Source organism: Streptomyces sp. NBC_00299 (genome assembly GCF_036173045.1).
In the GTDB taxonomy this organism is placed as follows: Bacteria; Actinomycetota; Actinomycetes; order Streptomycetales; family Streptomycetaceae; genus Streptomyces; species Streptomyces machairae.
On the sequence record NZ_CP108039.1, the window covers coordinates 1,209,773 to 1,225,834 of the forward strand.

The 16,062-nt window shown below is 70.9% G+C and carries 16 protein-coding genes and 1 pseudogene; 14 read left to right on the top strand and 3 right to left on the bottom strand.

Annotated features, from left to right (window positions below; genetic code table 11):
- Positions 1-207: 207 nt before the first annotated feature.
- From OHT51_RS05205 to OHT51_RS05225, 5 genes and pseudogenes are all read left to right on the top strand, one after another.
- Positions 208-1,068 (top strand): annotated as a pseudogene (locus OHT51_RS05205) (SigB/SigF/SigG family RNA polymerase sigma factor).
- Positions 1,069-1,108: 40 nt separating this feature from the next.
- Positions 1,109-1,540 carry a hypothetical protein gene (locus OHT51_RS05210; protein WP_328877693.1) on the top strand — a complete coding sequence of 144 codons (432 nt, stop codon included), beginning with the start codon at positions 1,109-1,111 and terminating at the stop codon, positions 1,538-1,540.
- A gap of 133 nt (positions 1,541-1,673) precedes the next feature.
- Entirely contained in the window at positions 1,674-2,483 is an 810-nt protein-coding gene (locus OHT51_RS05215) for an alpha/beta fold hydrolase (RefSeq protein WP_328877694.1), read from the top strand.
- On the top strand, positions 2,483-3,754 hold the full coding sequence (locus OHT51_RS05220; protein WP_328884245.1) for a PP2C family protein-serine/threonine phosphatase: 1,272 nt from the start codon (positions 2,483-2,485) through the stop codon (positions 3,752-3,754). Before OHT51_RS05215 ends, OHT51_RS05220 begins: the two co-directional genes overlap by 1 nt.
- Complete coding sequence (locus tag OHT51_RS05225; RefSeq protein ID WP_328877695.1) at positions 3,751-4,113, top strand: STAS domain-containing protein; 363 nt, start codon at positions 3,751-3,753, stop codon at positions 4,111-4,113. Before OHT51_RS05220 ends, OHT51_RS05225 begins: the two co-directional genes overlap by 4 nt.
- Before the next feature lie 17 nt (positions 4,114-4,130).
- Here the strand turns inward: OHT51_RS05225 and OHT51_RS05230 are convergent, their stop codons facing one another.
- Positions 4,131-5,519 (bottom strand): glycoside hydrolase family 43 protein, encoded by a 1,389-nt coding sequence (locus tag OHT51_RS05230; protein WP_328877696.1) that lies wholly within the window; start codon positions 5,517-5,519, stop codon positions 4,131-4,133.
- Positions 5,520-5,800: 281 nt separating this feature from the next.
- Between OHT51_RS05230 and OHT51_RS05235 the strand changes: the two genes are divergently transcribed.
- From OHT51_RS05235 to OHT51_RS05250, 4 genes are all read left to right on the top strand, one after another.
- Positions 5,801-7,225 (top strand): amidase, encoded by a 1,425-nt coding sequence (locus tag OHT51_RS05235; RefSeq protein ID WP_328877697.1) that lies wholly within the window; start codon positions 5,801-5,803, stop codon positions 7,223-7,225.
- Positions 7,226-7,251: 26 nt separating this feature from the next.
- Positions 7,252-7,470: a hypothetical protein gene (locus OHT51_RS05240; protein ID WP_244363070.1), complete on the top strand. Its 219-nt coding sequence runs from the start codon at positions 7,252-7,254 to the stop codon at positions 7,468-7,470.
- Between the two features lie 134 nt (positions 7,471-7,604).
- Entirely contained in the window at positions 7,605-9,074 is a 1,470-nt protein-coding gene (locus OHT51_RS05245) for an SPFH domain-containing protein (RefSeq protein WP_328877698.1), read from the top strand.
- A 93-nt stretch (positions 9,075-9,167) separates the two neighbouring features.
- Positions 9,168-9,614 carry a type II toxin-antitoxin system PemK/MazF family toxin gene (locus OHT51_RS05250; protein ID WP_328877699.1) on the top strand — a complete coding sequence of 149 codons (447 nt, stop codon included), beginning with the start codon at positions 9,168-9,170 and terminating at the stop codon, positions 9,612-9,614.
- 3 nt (positions 9,615-9,617) lie between these two features.
- On the opposite strand, the gene OHT51_RS05255 is transcribed toward OHT51_RS05250, so the two are convergent.
- Positions 9,618-10,448 (bottom strand): TIGR02452 family protein, encoded by an 831-nt coding sequence (locus OHT51_RS05255; RefSeq protein ID WP_328877700.1) that lies wholly within the window; start codon positions 10,446-10,448, stop codon positions 9,618-9,620.
- A 309-nt stretch (positions 10,449-10,757) separates the two neighbouring features.
- On the opposite strand from OHT51_RS05255, the gene egtA reads away from it, so the two are divergent.
- From egtA to OHT51_RS05280, 5 genes are all read left to right on the top strand, one after another.
- On the top strand, positions 10,758-12,062 hold the full coding sequence (gene egtA / locus OHT51_RS05260; RefSeq protein WP_328877701.1) for an ergothioneine biosynthesis glutamate--cysteine ligase EgtA: 1,305 nt from the start codon (positions 10,758-10,760) through the stop codon (positions 12,060-12,062).
- Positions 12,059-13,378 carry an ergothioneine biosynthesis protein EgtB gene (egtB, locus tag OHT51_RS05265; protein WP_328877702.1) on the top strand — a complete coding sequence of 440 codons (1,320 nt, stop codon included), beginning with the start codon at positions 12,059-12,061 and terminating at the stop codon, positions 13,376-13,378. Before egtA ends, egtB begins: the two co-directional genes overlap by 4 nt.
- On the top strand, positions 13,378-14,172 hold the full coding sequence (egtC, locus tag OHT51_RS05270; RefSeq protein ID WP_328877703.1) for an ergothioneine biosynthesis protein EgtC: 795 nt from the start codon (positions 13,378-13,380) through the stop codon (positions 14,170-14,172). Before egtB ends, egtC begins: the two co-directional genes overlap by 1 nt.
- Positions 14,169-15,131, top strand: coding sequence for an L-histidine N(alpha)-methyltransferase (gene egtD / locus OHT51_RS05275; protein WP_328877704.1), 963 nt, complete (start codon positions 14,169-14,171; stop codon positions 15,129-15,131). The genes egtC and egtD overlap by 4 nt, the downstream gene beginning before the upstream one ends.
- A 66-nt stretch (positions 15,132-15,197) precedes the next feature.
- The gene (locus OHT51_RS05280; protein ID WP_328877705.1) at positions 15,198-15,413 is read left to right on the top strand and encodes a dodecin; all 216 of its coding nucleotides are present in this window, start codon (positions 15,198-15,200) and stop codon (positions 15,411-15,413) included.
- 18 nt (positions 15,414-15,431) lie between these two features.
- Here the strand turns inward: OHT51_RS05280 and OHT51_RS05285 are convergent, their stop codons facing one another.
- Complete coding sequence (locus tag OHT51_RS05285; protein ID WP_328877706.1) at positions 15,432-15,923, bottom strand: phosphatase domain-containing protein; 492 nt, start codon at positions 15,921-15,923, stop codon at positions 15,432-15,434.
- Between the last annotated feature and the right edge of the window lie 139 nt (positions 15,924-16,062).

Below are 16,062 nucleotides of genomic sequence, written 5' to 3' on the forward strand. Positions count from 1 at the left end.
CTGCCCGGTCCGGCGCGGGACGCAGCGAGCAGACTGTACCCCCAGGCATCCCACCCGAGACTCGCGGGCGGCAGGGGCCGGGCATCCGTACCCGTGCGTTTCCGGCCCCGCACGCAATGGGCGGGCCCGCGCGGACGTGCATGCGGCCGGGGCGGGCAGGAGAGGCTCAACCTGCTTTCCACCTAAGGCGGCACCGTGACGTCCTGCGTGAACGTCCCCGAAGCACCCGCCTGCAGCACGAATACACCGGAGGTCACGGCTGACCTGCCGTGGATCGAGGACGGTGGCAAGGTCGCTCCCAAGGACGCGCGCGTGCTGTCCCGGCTGTTCCTGGACCGCCTGCAGGTCCTGGAAGAGGGCACCCGCGAGTACCAGTACGCCCGCAACACGCTGATCGAGATGAACCTGTCCCTGGTGGCCTTCGCGGCCCGCCGCTTCCGCAACCGGGGCAGCGGCGACATGGAGGACATCATCCAGGTCGGCACCATCGGTCTGATCAAGGCCACCGACCGATTCGACCTGTCCCGCGAGGTCGAGTTCACCTCCTTCGCGATCCCCTACATCGTCGGCGAGATCAAACGCTTCTTCCGCGACACCACCTGGGCCGTCCACGTCCCGCGGCGCCTCCAGGAATTGCGCGTCTCCCTCGCGAGGAACAGGGAGGCCTTAGCCATCTCTCTGAACCGCGCCCCCACGGTCAGGGAACTCGGGGCCCATCTGGACCTGACCGACGATGAGGTCATCGAGGGCCTGATGGCCGCCAACGGATATGTCGCCAGTTCGATCGACACTCCCGGCAGCGACGACGAATCCAGCGACAGCGGCCCGAAGTACACGGACACCCTGTGAGAAATCGACCCGGCGATGGCATTGTTCGAAGACCTGCACGCGCTCGGCCCCATGCTGCAGGAACTCGACGAGCGGGAGCGGACCATCATCGAGATGCGCTTCGGCCAGGAGATGACCCAGGCGGAGATCGGGCGCGAACTGCATCTGTCGCAAATGCACATCTCCCGCCTGCTCACCCGCACCCTCACCAAGCTGCGCATCGGTCTCCTCCCCTCATGACCTCCCTGCTCCGCTCGCCCCCACCGAAAGAGGCCCTGGCGTGAATGCCGAGCACGATCCACTGCGTCAGCCGGCCGCGCCCGTTGTCACCGAGCCGGTGCCGGACGTCCAGCTGCAGATGCTGGTACGGCTGATCGGGCAGGACGCGCAGGCCGCCCTGCCGATCACCCTCGTCGTCGGGGGCTGCTTCCTCCACGGTGACCTGGTCTCCCACGAGAGTTGGCGAGCCGACTGGGCGCGCAGCCTGCGCGGCGTCGACGGGCCCGGCGCCCAGTTGCTGGAACGCTTCCCGGAGCAGGTGGACGAAGCAGTCGCCGACAAGCAGGGCAACGGGGTCGCGCAGCGGCTGCCGCAGTGGATCCATCTGCGTGACGCCACCGGAACGGCCGCATCGGGCCGCCCCGTGGTCATGCCCCTGTGGCGCGGCCGGCTCGCGGATGTATCCGGCTGGTCCCTGGGCCGGCCCGAGTAGCCGCGGAGGACGAGCGCCATCGGCAACGCGCTGCACCGGCTTCTTCTCTCGCCCGCCATCACAGGGCGGCGACCTGTGCGGGGCTCGTTCGGCGCTGCGATGATGAAAGAAGCGTTCTGCGAGGATGTGCCGCATGACTGTACGCAGCAGAAACCATGTGACGGTGTCCGGCCGTGCCGGAGCGCCGGTGGTGATGCTGGCGCACGGGTTCGGGTGCGACCAGAACATGTGGCGGCTGGTGGTACCGCTCCTGGAACGCGACTTCACCGTGGTGCTCTTCGACCATGTGGGGGCCGGGCGGTCCGATCTGTCGGCGTGGAGCGAGGAGCGCTATTCCACGCTGGAGGGCTATACCGAGGACGTGCTGGAGATCTGCCGTGATCTGGCGCTCGGCCCGGTGACGTTCGTGGGGCACTCGGTGAGCGCGATGATGGGCGTCCTGGCGGCGGCGCGCGAGCCGGGGGCGTTCGCCGGTCTGGTGCTGCTCGCCCCGTCGCCGTGTTTCATCGACGATCCCGGCGCCGGATATCGCGGCGGGTTCAGCGCCGAGGACATCGACGAACTCCTCGGCTCCTTGGAAGCCAACTATCTGGGCTGGTCGGGCGCCATGGCTCCGGTGATCATGGGGAATCCCGACCGGCCGGAACTGGGCGAGGAGCTGACCAACAGCTTCTGCCGCACCGACCCGGACATCGCCCGCGTCTTCGCCCGCGTGACGTTTCTGTCCGACAACCGCGACGATCTCGTCAAAGTCACCGTTCCCACCCTGGTCGCGCAGTGCTCGAACGACGCGATTGCGCCTCCGGAGGTCGGGGCGTTCGTGCGGTCCCGGATATCCGGGAGCCGGCTGGTCACCCTGAACGCGACCGGGCACTGCCCTCAGCTCGCCGCACCGGAGGAGACGGCCGCCGCGATCATCGAATTCGTCCAGGCCGCGCGATGATGTGCAAGACCGGCGACGGAGCGAGCGGTGAGTTTCCGCTGCCCGGGGAACCGCACGGTGCCGACCGCGCGGCCTTCTCCGCGCTGCTGGAAGACAGCGCCGAGGATCTGTACGAGCATGCGCCGTGCGGCTACCTCTCCACGCTGCTCGACGGCACCATCGCGAAGGTCAACACGACGCTGCTGGACTGGCTCGGTCACGCCCGCGGTGACCTGGTGGGCCGCAGAACGTTCTCCGACCTGCTCACCGTGGGAGGCCGCCTCTACCACGAGACGCACTTCGCCCCGCTGCTGCGCATGCAGGGCCAGGTCCGCGGCATCGCGCTGGAGCTGAAGGCAGCCGACGGCTCCCGGCTGCCGGTTCTGATCACCTCGACGGTGAAGACGGGCCCCGACGGGGAGCCCCTGCTGATCCGCACGACCGTCTTCGACGCCCGTGACCGCCGGGCCTACGAGACGGAACTGCTGCGCGCCCGCAAGCAGGCGGAACACGAACGCGAAGAGCTCAAGCGCCTCAACGCCACCCTGCAGCAGACCCTGCTGCCCCCGGCGCTGGTGAGCGTCCCCGGACTGGACGTGTCCGCGTACTACCACATCGCCTCCACCGACATGGTCGGCGGCGACTTCTACGACCTCTTCCCGCTCGCCGGCGGGACGTGGGGACTGTTCCTGGGCGACGTATGCGGCAAGGGCGCCGCCGCGGCCGCCGTCACCTCCCTGGCCCGCTACACCCTGCGCGCCGCCGCCGTGTACGACCCGGACCCGGCCGCCGTCCTGAGCAACCTCAACACCGTCCTCAACCACGAGTACAACGGCACCGACCCCCGGTTCTGCACTGTGATCTTCGGGCTGCTCACCCCCAACACCGATGAGGGCGGCTTCCGGATCACCCTGGCCGCCGGTGGCCACCCCCCGGCACTGCTGATGCGCGCGGACGGCAGCGCCCGTTATCTGCCCACTCCCGGCGGACAGCTCATCGGTGTGCTGTCCGACGCCCACATCGCCACCACCACCGTCCACCTGGAGGCGGGTGACACCCTGCTGCTCCACACGGACGGCCTCACCGAAGCCCGCACCGCTTCGGACAAGGACGACGACCGCTACGGCGACGAAGCCCTCCTCGACTTCGCCCAGTCCCTTGCGCCCACCACCGCGGCCATCACCGTCGCCGCGATCCGCGACCTGCTCGACAGCTTCGGCACCGGCGTCGACGACGACACCGCCGTCCTGGCCATCAGCGTGCCCCTACTCACCAGTGAAGAGCAGCAGTGAGCCACCTCGCCATCCACACCCGAACCACCACCGCCGGGCCCGTCATGGAACTGAACGGCGAACTCGACTACGACAGCTGCACCCAGGTCCGCGACCTGCTGCCCCACCTGACTCTTGAGCCGGGCCGGCAACTCGTCATCGACCTGACCGGCATCACCTTCTGCGACTCCAGCGGCATCACCGCCCTCATCGCCGCCCGCAACCACGCCGCCGCCGCGCACGCCGGCATCGTCCTGGCAGCAGTCCCCCACCCCATCAGCCGTATCTTCAGCATGGTCGGTCTGGACCAGGTCTTCGCCACCCATCCCACCGCTCAGGCAGCCGAAGCAGCCTGGACACCCCCCGCACCCCGCCCCTGACCGAGTAGGGGTGCAGGTCAGGCCCAAGCCGTCACCGGCACGAACGAACTGTCCTGCCGGAACAGCTCCGTCCCGTCCGCCCGTTCCACCCGCAGCTGATAGCTGTAGTGGCGCAGGTAGTACCCGGGGTAGTTGTACGACTCGAAGCGGAGCGAGCCGCTCGATGTGCCCGTACGGGCGACGAACGTGGCGTCTCTCGCGAACGTCGATGTGCCGTCGTTGGTGTCGAAGCGGGCTCGGAAGTCCCAGTGGCGGAGGTACTTGCCGGACGAGTCGCGGAAGGAGCAGCCGTTCGCGTCGGCCAGGCCGGGCACCACCGTGAAGGTCGATGACTGCTTCTCGGCGGTCGTGCTGGAGCCGCTGACCACCGGGAGGTTGAGCAGGGAGGACTGTGCCTGCCAGTAGCGGGTGGTGTAGTTGGCCGACTGGAAGGAACGGGTGACGTTCTTCGCCAGGGCCGGGCCGCCCGAGACGGTCTCCTTGATGACCGTGAAGTGGCGGGCCGTTCCGGAGACGGTGGGCAGGGCGGCCGGGGCCGACCAGGCCGCGAAGGTGTCGTGGCTGTCGCTGTAGTAGTACGTGCCGTCGCCGTAGCCGTCGAAGAAGAGCCGCCAGCCGCCGTTGTCGAGCTGGACGAGTGCGGGGCCCTCGCGGTAGCTGCCCCAGCCCGCCCAGTCGCCGGTGCGGGAGATCGTGTACGGGCCGGCGAGGTTCGACGCCGTGGCGTACTCGATGTACTTCGTCGTCTCGTTCTTGGTGAAGGCGTGGTAGGTCGAGCCCAGCTTCACGATGAACGTGTCGATGTGGTTCGCGCCGATGCCGGACAGCGCCACCGGTGAACTCCACGCCGTGAGAGCGGAGTTCGTGGCCTTCAGCAGATACGGCGTGAAGATCCACTCGTCGTTGGTGGTCGAGCAGGACACGATGACGTTCACGCTGCCGTCGCTGTCGACGAACCACTCCGGCGCCCACGCGCGGGAGAGGCCCGCGATCGGGACCGTGTAGTCGTACAGGAACGTCCAGTTGAGCCGGTCGGTGCTGCGGGCGAAGCCGATGGTGGTGCTGGTGTCCTGCCAGGTGTGGGTCGTGTAGGTGACGTAGTAGTAGCCGTTGGTGTGCTTGAAGATGCTCGCGTCGCGGATGCGGTTGCTCGGCGGCGTGTAGGCGGAGGCCTTCGCCAGGCGGAAGTCGGTGGCGTCGTCCGACTGGTAGACGTTCACGGTCCCGTCGTTGCTGTTCAGGAACGGCACGATCGTGTACCGGGTGGCCGATCCGCTCGGCGGTGCGGCGGCCAGGGCGGTACCGAGCAGTCCGGGAGCTTCACCCAGCACGAGGGCCGAGGCGGGCAGGACGGCCATCGCGCGCAGCAGGGTGCGGCGGGACGGTCTGGGCGGCGGTGGGGTCACGGCGGCACTCCATGACGTTGAGGGGTTCAGGATTCAGGGGCTCAGGAGCTCACGACCCACAAGAATGTCCGGTATATCGAACATAGTTCGGTGAGGCGATCAGACGCTAGAGGTGGGACCAGGCCTCGTCAATGCTTCGCGCGCGAAGCGGGAGAGGCCTGTGGGAAGCCTGTGCTCCGCCGGCGCTCCCCCAATCGGACTCCCCCCGTTTCCGAAGTCGTTCCGCCGACGGGCCCCGGAGGTTACTGTTCGGTAGACAACGTCGTCCCGGAGGTGCCCGTATGACACCCGACCGTGCCGTAGGCCTCGCCGAGTCCGCCCGTGCGCTGGCCGACGGGGAGGTGACGTCGCAGACGCTCGTCGCGGAGGCGCTCGCGCGGATCGAGGCGACCCAGGGGTCCCTGAATGCCTTCCGGGTGGTGCGGGGCGAGGCCGCCCTCGCCGAGGCGAAGGCCGCCGACGCGGAACTCGCCGCCGGCGGACGTCGACCCCTGCTGGGCGTACCGGTCGCGGTGAAGGACGACATGGACGTGGCGGGCGAGCCGACCGCGTTCGGCTGCTGCGGCGAGTTCCCTCCGGTCGCCGAGGACGGTGAGGCGGTACGGCGGCTGCGCGCGGCCGGGGCGGTGATCGTGGGCAAGACGAACACCTGCGAGCTGGGGCAGTGGCCGTTCACCGAGGGGCCGGCCTTCGGCGCGACCCGCAACCCGTGGCACTCGGACCACACGCCGGGGGGCTCCTCCGGCGGTTCGGCGGCCGCCGTGGCCGCCGGTCTGGTGCCCGCCGCGCTCGGCTCGGACGGCGCCGGTTCGGTGCGGATCCCGGCATCGTGGACCCATCTGATCGGCATCAAGCCGCAGCGCGGACGTGTCTCCACCTGGCCGCGCGGCGAGTCCTTCCAGGGCATCACCGTCAACGGCACCCTCGCCCGAACGGTGGCCGACGCGGCCCTCCTGCTGGACGCCGCCGCCGGCAACCACGAGCTCGACCCGCACCGCCCGCCCGCGGTGGACGCCTCGGAGGCGGTCGGCCGCGAGCCCGGACGGCTGCGCATCGCGCTCTCCCTCAAGCCGCCGTTCACCGCTCTGCCCGCCCGGCTGCAGCCGGAGGTACGGGCCAGGGTCGTCCGACTCGCCGAGAAACTGAGCGCGTTGGGGCACGTCGTCGAGGAGGCCGATCCGCCGTACGGCCAGATCGGGCTGACCTTCATCCCGCGTGCGACGGTAGGTATCGCCGAGTGGGCGAGCGCGGCGCCCTTCCCCGCACTGCTCGACCGGCGCACCCGGGACGCCGCCCGGCTGGGCCGGCTCCTCGGCGGGGTCCCGCTGCGGGCGGCCCGGCGCGCGGAGGCGGTGCTGCACCGCCGTATCGGCGCGTTCTACGAGTCGTACGACGTGGTCCTCGCGCCCACAACGGCCGCTCCCCCGCCCCGTATCGGCGCGATGCTCGAACTCGGCGGTTTCGCCACCGACCGGGCCATGATCGCCGCCTGTCCCTACGCGTGGCCGTGGAACGTGCTGGGCTGGCCCGGTGTGAACGTCCCGGCCGGGTTCGTGGACGGTCTGCCCGTCGGCGCCCAGTTGCTCGGGCCGGCGAACAGCGAGCCCCTGCTGATCTCGCTGGCCGCGCAGTTGGAGGCGGAGCTGCGCTGGCACGAGCTGTGGCCGCCGCAGCAGGGCGAGACCGTTCCCGCCCCGGTCGTCTGAGGGGACGCAGGCCCTACCCTGTGACGATGGACGATGCGTCGATGGTCGGGCTCATGGGGCGGGTCACCGGCACGGTGGGACCCGGGCTCGTCGGCGAGGTGATCGTGCGGGTGCGCGGCGGCGCCGAGCACTTCCTCGCCTATCCGGCCACCGGCAGCGACCGTATCGAACGCGGCACGGTGGTGATGGTGGTGGAGTACCAGCCGCCGCGGACCGTCTACGTCCAGGCTGCATACGACAGTTGAGCCCGCTCTTTCGCAGGTGAGAGCCGTCTGCGTCAAGGTTGCGGCAAGGATGCGTCAACCCCTGTACCTGCGTGGCGCACAGGCGCACACTCCCATTCGTTCGGTGCCGAAAGGGCACCATCCAAAGGGGGCGTATGCCGATGGTTGTCGGCGTCGTTGCGGGGGTGGCGGTAGCCGCCGTCCTCGTTCTGATCGGTCTGTTCAAGATGATGTGGCGGGTCGCCGAACCCAACGAGGCACTGGTCATCTCCGGTTCCACGCACCGCACCGAGGGCCTCGAGGAGGGCATGGGCTTTCGGATCGTCACCGGGCGGGGCACGCTGGTGCTGCCCGGGGTGCAGGCGGTGCGCAAGCTGTCGCTCGACCTGAACGAGACCGAGTTGCAGGTGGACTGTGTGACGCACCAGGGCATTCCGCTGAAGGTGCGGGGCGTGGTCATCTTCAAGGTGGGCGACGACTTCGTGTCGATCGCCAACGCGGCCCGTCGTTTCCTGGACCAGCAGAAGCTGATGTCGGAGCGGGTGCACAACGTCTTCGCCGGTCATCTGCGGTCCATCGTGGGCGGGTTGACCGTGGAGGACATGATCCGCGACCGGGAGAAGCTGACCGGGCAGACGCGGGCTGCGTGCGGTACCGAGATGGAGAAGCTCGGGCTCATCGTCGACTCGCTGCAGATCCACGAGATCGAGGACCCCACCGGGTACATCCAGAACCTGGCCATGCCGCACGCGGCGGCCGTGCAGCGGGACGCGCGGATCGCGCAGGCCGAGGCGAACCGGCTCGCCACCGAGGCGGAGCAGCAGAGTTACGCGCGGATGGCCGAGGCGACCCGGGACAGCGAGATCCTCCAGGCCGGTTACCAGGCCGAGCGCGACAAGGCGGGCGCCAAGGCCCGGCAGGCCGGTCCGCTCGCCGACGCGGCGGCCCGGCAGGAGGTCGTCGTCCAGGAGACCCGGGTCGCCGAACTGGAGGCGCACCGGCGGGAACAGCAGCTCCAGGCCGATGTCCGCAAACCCGCCGACGCGCAAGCCTACGAGAAGCGCACCCTGGCCGAAGCCGAGCGCGACGCGCGGATCTCGGCGGCGCAGGCCAAGGCGAAGGAGACGGAGCTGGCAGCCGCCGCCGAGGCGACCCGGGTCAAGACGGCGGCCGGCGCCGAGGCCGAGGCGACCAAGGCGCGCGGCACGGCGACAGCCGCCGCGACTCGCGCCACCGGCGAGGCGGAGGCCGCCGCCGCACAGGCCAAGGGCCTCGCGCAGGCCGAAGCGGCCAAGGCCAAGGGGCTCGCGGAGGCGGAGGCCATCAAGGCCCGGGCCGCCGCCCTCGCCGAGAACCAGGAGGCCGTGGTCGCGCAGCAACTCGCCGAGAACTGGCCGGAGATCGTCCGGGCCGGCGCGTCCGCCTTCGGCAGCGTCGACAACATGGTGCTGCTCAACGGCGCCGACGGCATGGCGGACATGTTCGCCAAGGCGCTCACCATGGGCGGTACGGGACTGGGGCTGGCCCGCCAGCTGCTCGCGTCGATGAACCAGAACGGGCAGGTGCCGAAGGAGGGTTCTTCGCTCAACGGGCTCGCCCAGAAGGTGCCGATGGACGAGAAGTGACCAGGTGCGAGGAGTGACCAGGTGCGAGAAGTGACCAGCCGCGAGAAGTGACCCGGCGGACGTGTTCGCGGGGGCAGCCTCTAGGGTGCCCCCGTGAGCATCTCCACCGATGAGAACGTCCCGGGCCGGTTCGGCCCCTCCGCCACGACCGAGGCCGATCCCCGCAAGGTCGGCAAGGTGCGCACCGAGTACTCCCCCGCGCACGACGGCGACCCCGACCCCGGGGAGATCGCCTGGACCTGGGTGCCCTTCGAGGAGAACGACGGGCGGGGCAAGGACCGGCCGGTGCTCGTGGTGGCCCGGGAGCCCGGCGGGACGTTCCTCGCGGTGCAGCTGTCCAGCAAGCGGCACGACGGGGACCGTGAGTGGGTCGCCATCGGCAGCGGGCCGTGGGACCGGACGGGGCGCGACTCCTGGGTCGACGTGGACCGCATCCTCCGCCTGCATGAACAGGGCATGCGCCGGGAGGCGTGCGCCCTGGACCGCGGGCGGTTCAACCTGGTCAGGCACCGGCTGCACGAGCGCTACGGCTGGACCTGAGCGCTACCGCTGGAGCTGCCCCTCGGGGAACGCCCGGACGAACGCGGCTCGCACCGGGCTGTCCGGCGCGCGGTCCAGGATGCCGAACACCACGTGCTCGAAGGCCCCGGCGAACCGCCCGCCGGGCGTGAGCAGCCCCCGGAACGCGCCTGCCACCTGCGCCGGGTCGTTCTGGAAGACCCCGCAGCCCCAGGCACCGAGCACCAGGCGCCGGTACCGGTGCACCAGGGCCGTTTCCAGCACCCGCTCGGCCCGGGTCGCAAGGGCGGCCGGCAATTCGGCCGTGCGGTGCGGGGCCGTACGCCGGATGACGCCCGCGTTCGGTGCGGCGGCCGTCAGGAAGCCCGCCAGGTACGGCGCGTCCAGCAGGCTGCCGCGGTCGTCGCGGAAGACGGGCACGCCGGGTGAGTGGATGACCCGGTCGGTGTAGAACGGGTCGCGGTGGGCCCGATGGTGGTCGTAGAACGCGCGGGCGCCGAGCAGGCTGGTGTACAGCGCCGAGGCGCGGCACAGGGCTTCCTCCTGGGCCTGGGCGCCGTTCAGATAGCCGCCCCCGGGGTTGCGGGCCGAGGCGAAGTTCAGTACGGCTGTCCCGGCCCCGAGGCGACGGGCCGCCTCCAGGCTGCTCTCGCCCGTGACCTCGAAGAACGTCTCCCCATCAGGGTCATGAGGAACCGGCACCGGCACCGGGTCCGGCCCGTACATCAGCGTGCCCTCCCGCGCCGCCTCGATCGCCGGCGCGAGGGACACCTCGCGGCCGTCCGGCGCGCGGTACCTCCCCGCCGCCACGATCTCTTGCGTCTGCTGCGCGATGCCGCGCAGGCGCGCGCTCATGGCGCCACCCCCGTGCGCGCCATGACCGTGCGACCGCGTCGGCTGCACGCGATCTCCCCCGTCGTGCTCATGCAGGCATCCTGAGCGATGCTGGTCATGCGGTGCAACAGAATTTCCCGGGCCCACAGCCGACCGAGAACGCTGGGGAAAGCCCCCGCCAACGCCCGGAGAGCAAAGATTACGCACCCGGAACGTGCCGGTTCGCGCCCTTGTGCGAAGCGACGCGAGGGTCTTGGGTGGGACGAGTGTGCCGGCCCGCCCACAAGATCCGGGCCGGGTGGCATCTGGACTCTCAGGAGGATCCACGACATGTCAGATTCGGTGAGCGACTGTACGGAGCAGCCGCGCTCCGCAGTCACCGAAGCCGAGGTGGAGGCCCTGGTCAGGGGCATCTGCTTCAAGACGGGCCCGCCCCGCGCCCTCGGGGTCGAAGTGGAATGGCTCGTCCATGAGCTGCGCGGCCCGCAGCTCCCCGTGACACCCGAACGACTCGAAGCGGCCTACGCCGCACTACGGACCGTGCCCCTGAGGTCGGCGCTCACCGTCGAACCCGGCGGTCAGCTGGAGCTGAGCTCCCCGCCCGCCGCCTCGCTGATGGAGTGCATCGGTACCGTCTCCGCCGACCTCGACGCCGCCCGGGCGGTGCTGCGCGAGCACAGCCTCGGTCTGGTCGGCATGGGCAATGATCCCTGGCACTCGCCCCGCCGTTTCCTGCGCCAGCCGCGCTATGACGCCATGGAGGCGTACCTGGACCGGGCGGGCCCGGCCGGCCGCGCCATGATGTGCACGTCGGCTTCCGTTCAGGTGTGCCTGGACTCCGGATACGAGGAGCCCGGCCCGCTCGGGCACGGACGGCGCTGGTGGCTGGCACACCAGTTGGGCGCGGTTCTGGTCGCCGCCTTCGCCAACTCCCCACTGGCCGGGAACGAGCCCACGGGCTGGCTGTCCACCCGGCAGTTGCTGTGGATGGAGATAGGCCCGGGCCGCGCGGGCGCGCCTCCGCTGGACGGCGACCCGCGGGTCGCCTGGGCGCGGCACGTCCTGGACGCGCCGGTGATGTGCGTGCGGCGGGACGGCGGCCCGTGGGACGTCCCGGACGGGCTGACGTTCCGGGAGTGGACCAGGTCGGGGGCGCCGAGGCCACCGACGCCGGAGGACCTCGACTATCACCTGACGACACTGTTCCCGCCGGTCAGACCGCGGGGCCATCTGGAACTGCGCATGATCGACGCGCAGCCGGGCGAGGACGGGTGGATCGTGCCGCTCGCCGTGGCCACGGCGCTCTTCGACGACCCCGAGGCCGCCGAGACCGCCTACCGCGCGGTGAAGCCGCTGGCCGAGCGCGGCATGTCGCTGCCCGCCCCGCACAATCCGCTGTGGCTCGACGCGGCCCGCTCGGGCCTCGCCGACCCGGAGTTGCGGGAGGTGGCGGACACCTGCTTCGCGGCAGCGCTGGAGGCCCTGCCCCGCCTGGGGGCCACGACCGAGGTCACGGACACCGTCGCGGCGTACCGGGACCGCTATGTCAGCAAGGGCCGCTGCCCCGCCGACGACCTGCTGGACGAGCTCTACGGCACGGACCGCACCCTGCTCGGGAAGGACAACCGGACATGACCGACCCCGCCCACGACGCCGACACGCTCCGGGAGCGGGCACTGACCACCCTCACCACCGCCCGTGCCCGGACGACCCTGCTGACCTCCTGTGTCGAGGACCCCGACCTCACCGCCCAGCACTCGCCGCTGATGTCCCCGCTGGTGTGGGACCTCGCGCACATCGGCAACCAGGAGGAGCAGTGGCTGCTCCGGACGGTCGCCGGGCGGGAGGCGATGCGGCCCGAGATCGACGGCATCTACGACGCCTTCGAGCACCCTCGCGCCGCCCGCCCCACCCTGCCGCTGCTGCCGCCGACCGAGGCCCGTCACTACGCCTCCGAGGTGCGCGGACGGGTCCTGGACCTGCTGGAGAGCACCGCGTTCCACGGGACGCGGCTGACCGAGGCGGCCTTCGCCTTCGGGATGATCGCGCAGCACGAGCAGCAGCACGACGAGACGATGCTGATCACCCATCAGCTCCGCAAGGGCCCGCAGGCCCTGACGGCCCCCGACCCGGAACCGGCGCCCCTGCTGACGGGACCGTCGGAAGTCCTGGTCCCCGGCGGCCCGTTCACGATGGGCACCTCGACCGAGCCGTGGGCGCTGGACAACGAACGCCCGGCGCACCGGCGCGAGGTGCCGCCGTTCTACATCGACACCACCCCGGTGACGAACGCCGCGTACAAGGCGTTCATCGAGGACGGCGGCTACGACGACGACCGCTGGTGGACGCCGGAGGGCTGGGCGCACATCCGCGGGAACTCGATCCACGCGCCGCTGTTCTGGCGCCGGGACGGCAAGCAGTGGCTGCGCCGCCGCTTCGGCGTCACCGAGGTGGTACCGCCCGACGAGCCCGTCCTGCACGTGTGCTGGTACGAGGCGGACGCCTACGCCCGCTGGGCCGGGCGCCGGCTGCCCACGGAGGCCGAGTGGGAGAAGGCCGCCCGCCACGACCCGGCCGGGGACCGCTCGATGCGCTACCCGTGGGGCGACGACGATCCCGGACCGGAGCACGCCAACCTCGGTCAGCGGCATCTGCGCCCCGCGCCCGCCGGCAGCTACCCGGAGGGCGAATCGCCGCTCGGTGTACGGCAGTTGATCGGGGATGTGTGGGAGTGGACGGCGAGCGACTTCCTGCCGTACCCGGGCTTCCAGGCGTTCCCCTACAAGGAGTACTCGGAGGTGTTCTTCGGGCCGGAGTACAAGGTGCTGCGCGGCGGTGCGTTCGCCGTGGACGCGGTGGCCTGCCGGGGCACCTTCCGCAACTGGGACTATCCGATCCGTCGGCAGATCTTCTCCGGGTTCCGCACGGCCCGGTCCGCGGGGGACGCCTGATGTGCCGTCACCTGGCCTATCTGGGCCCCGAGGAGCCGCTCGGCACACTCCTGGTGGAACCCCGGCACGGCCTGTACCGCCAGTCGTGGGCGCCTCGGCGGCAGCGGTACGGGACCGTCAACGCCGATGGATTCGGGGTCGGTTGGTACGCGAAGGGGGACCCGGTGCCGGCGCGGTACCGCCGGGCCGGGCCCATCTGGGCGGATCCGTCCTTCGCCGATCTGGCCCGGGTCGTACGCAGCGGCGCGCTGCTGGCCGCCGTACGCGACGCGACGCTGCCGGGCGCCGATCAGGAGGCCGCGGCGGCGCCGTTCGCCGCGGGTCCCTGGCTGTTCAGCCACAACGGCGCGGTGAAGGGCTGGCCGGGCTCGCTCGCGTCGCTCGTCCCGACCCTGCCCGCGCTGGACGTGCTGTCGATGGAGGCCCGCAACGACTCGGCGCTCGTATGGGCGCTGGTCCTGGCGCGGTTGCGCGGCGGCGACGACGAGGGGCAGGCGCTGGCCGACACGGTCCTGGAGGTCGCCGAGGCGGCCCCCGGTTCCCGGCTCAACCTGCTGCTCACCAACGGTGAGACCATCGCCGCGACCGCCTGGGGCGACACCCTCTTCCATCTGACCCGGCCCGGCGGCGGCACCGTCGTGGCCTCCGAGCCGTACGACGACGATCCGCACTGGCAGGAGGTCCCCGACCGGACCCTCCTGGTGGCGAGCGGCACCGACGTGCTGCTCACCCCGCTCAAGGATCCGAGCGACCCCCTGCAACCCTCCGCACCACCGAAGGAGCCCCGCACGTGAGTCCGTTCCTTCTCACTCGCACCCTGCCCGAGGACGCCACCGACGCCGCACTGCGCGCCGACGTCCTCAAGGGCCTGACGAGCACGCCCAAGACGCTGCCGCCGAAGTGGTTCTACGACGCGCAGGGCAGCGAACTGTTCGAGAAGATCACCGAGTTGCCCGAGTACTACCCGACGCGCGCCGAGCGAGAGATCCTCGTCGACCGGGCCGGCGAGATCGCCGCGGCCACCGGTGCCCGCACGCTGGTCGAACTGGGCTCCGGCTCCTCGGAGAAGACGCGGTACCTGATCGACGCGCTGACGGGACTGCACACCTACGTCCCCGTCGACGTCAGCGAGAGCGCGCTCACCCTGGCCGGGCATGCCCTCATCGAGGAGCGCCCGGAGCTGGACGTGCACGCGCTGATCGCCGACTTCACCGGCGGGCTGGCGCTGCCGGACACGCCGGGGCCCCGGCTGGTGGCGTTCCTCGGCGGCACGATCGGCAATCTGCTGCCGGCCGAGCGTGCCGCGTTCCTCGGGTCGGCGCGGTCCCTGCTCTCCCCCGGTGACGCGCTGCTGCTCGGCACGGATCTGGTCAAGGACGAGAGGGTCCTGGTCGAGGCGTACGACGACGCGGCAGGGGTGACGGCCGCGTTCAACAAGAACGTCCTGGCGGTGATCGACCGCGAGTTGGGCGCCGACTTCGATCCGGCCGCCTTCGACCACGTCGCCGTGTGGGACGCGGACCACGAGTGGATCGAGATGCGGCTGCGTTCCCGTACGGCGCAGACGGTGAAGGTGCCCGCGCTGGGCCTCGCCGTCGACTTCGCGGCGGGCGAGGACATGCGCACCGAGGTGTCGGCGAAGTTCCGGAAGGAGGGTGTCCGTGCGGAACTCTCGGCCGCCGGGCTGGAGCTGGCGCACTGGTGGACGGACGGCGAGGGTCGCTTCGCGCTGTCACTCAGCGTGGCGCGGTGACGGACGGCTCGCGCGATGCCCCTCCTTGGGGCACCGTGGAGTGACGCGTGTGAGAGGAGCACCCACATGTCGAACCACACCTACCGGGTCACGGATATCGTCGGCACCTCGCCGGAGGGCGTGGACCAGGCCATCCGCAACGGCATCGAGCGTGCCTCGCAGACCCTGCGCAACCTGGACTGGTTCGAGGTGACCGAGGTGCGCGGCCAGCTCGACGACGGGCAGATCGCGCACTGGCAGGTGACCATGAAGGTCGGCTTCCGCCTGGACGAGGCCGGGTAGCAGGCCCGGCTTCTCCCCTCAGGTCCGCCCCTCCCGCTCCTGCGCCACCTTCAGCGCCGCGGAGGGGGCGGACCAGCGTGCCCGAACGACGGTGAATCCGGCCCGTTCGGCGTCCTCGCAGACCAGCTCGTCGTCGTCCACCAGGACCCGGATCTCGTGGGTCCGGGCGAGGCGGCGCAGGGTCTCCAGCTTGGTGCGCCGGGCGGGCCGCCGGTCGTCATTGCGCCGCATGTACACGCGCCCCTCGGGCAGCCCGTGCGCGGCGAGCCAGTCGAGTGTGTCCCGCCGGCAGCGCTCGGGCCGCCCGGTCAGATAGCGGACCTCGCACTCCTGCGCGCTCTCGAGCGCCAGCGCGACACCTTCCGCGAGGGGCGGGTCGTGCGGGGCGGCCGCGAAGAAGCCGTCCCAGTCACGCGGCTTGCGCTCCAGGAAGTGCTGACGGTGTGCCGTGTCGGCGAGGGTGTTGTCCAGGTCGAACACGGCGAGGGGTCGGTCGTTGCTGTCGGTCACGCCCCTCACTCTAATCCGGGGCCCAGATGAAACGGTCCGACCCGAAGGCATGGTCCGGACTAATTCACCGAAAGCCGTTATCCGCACGCTTCACATGATCGCCGGAAAAACAAGAGGGCCGAATGCGCCACCGCGGGGC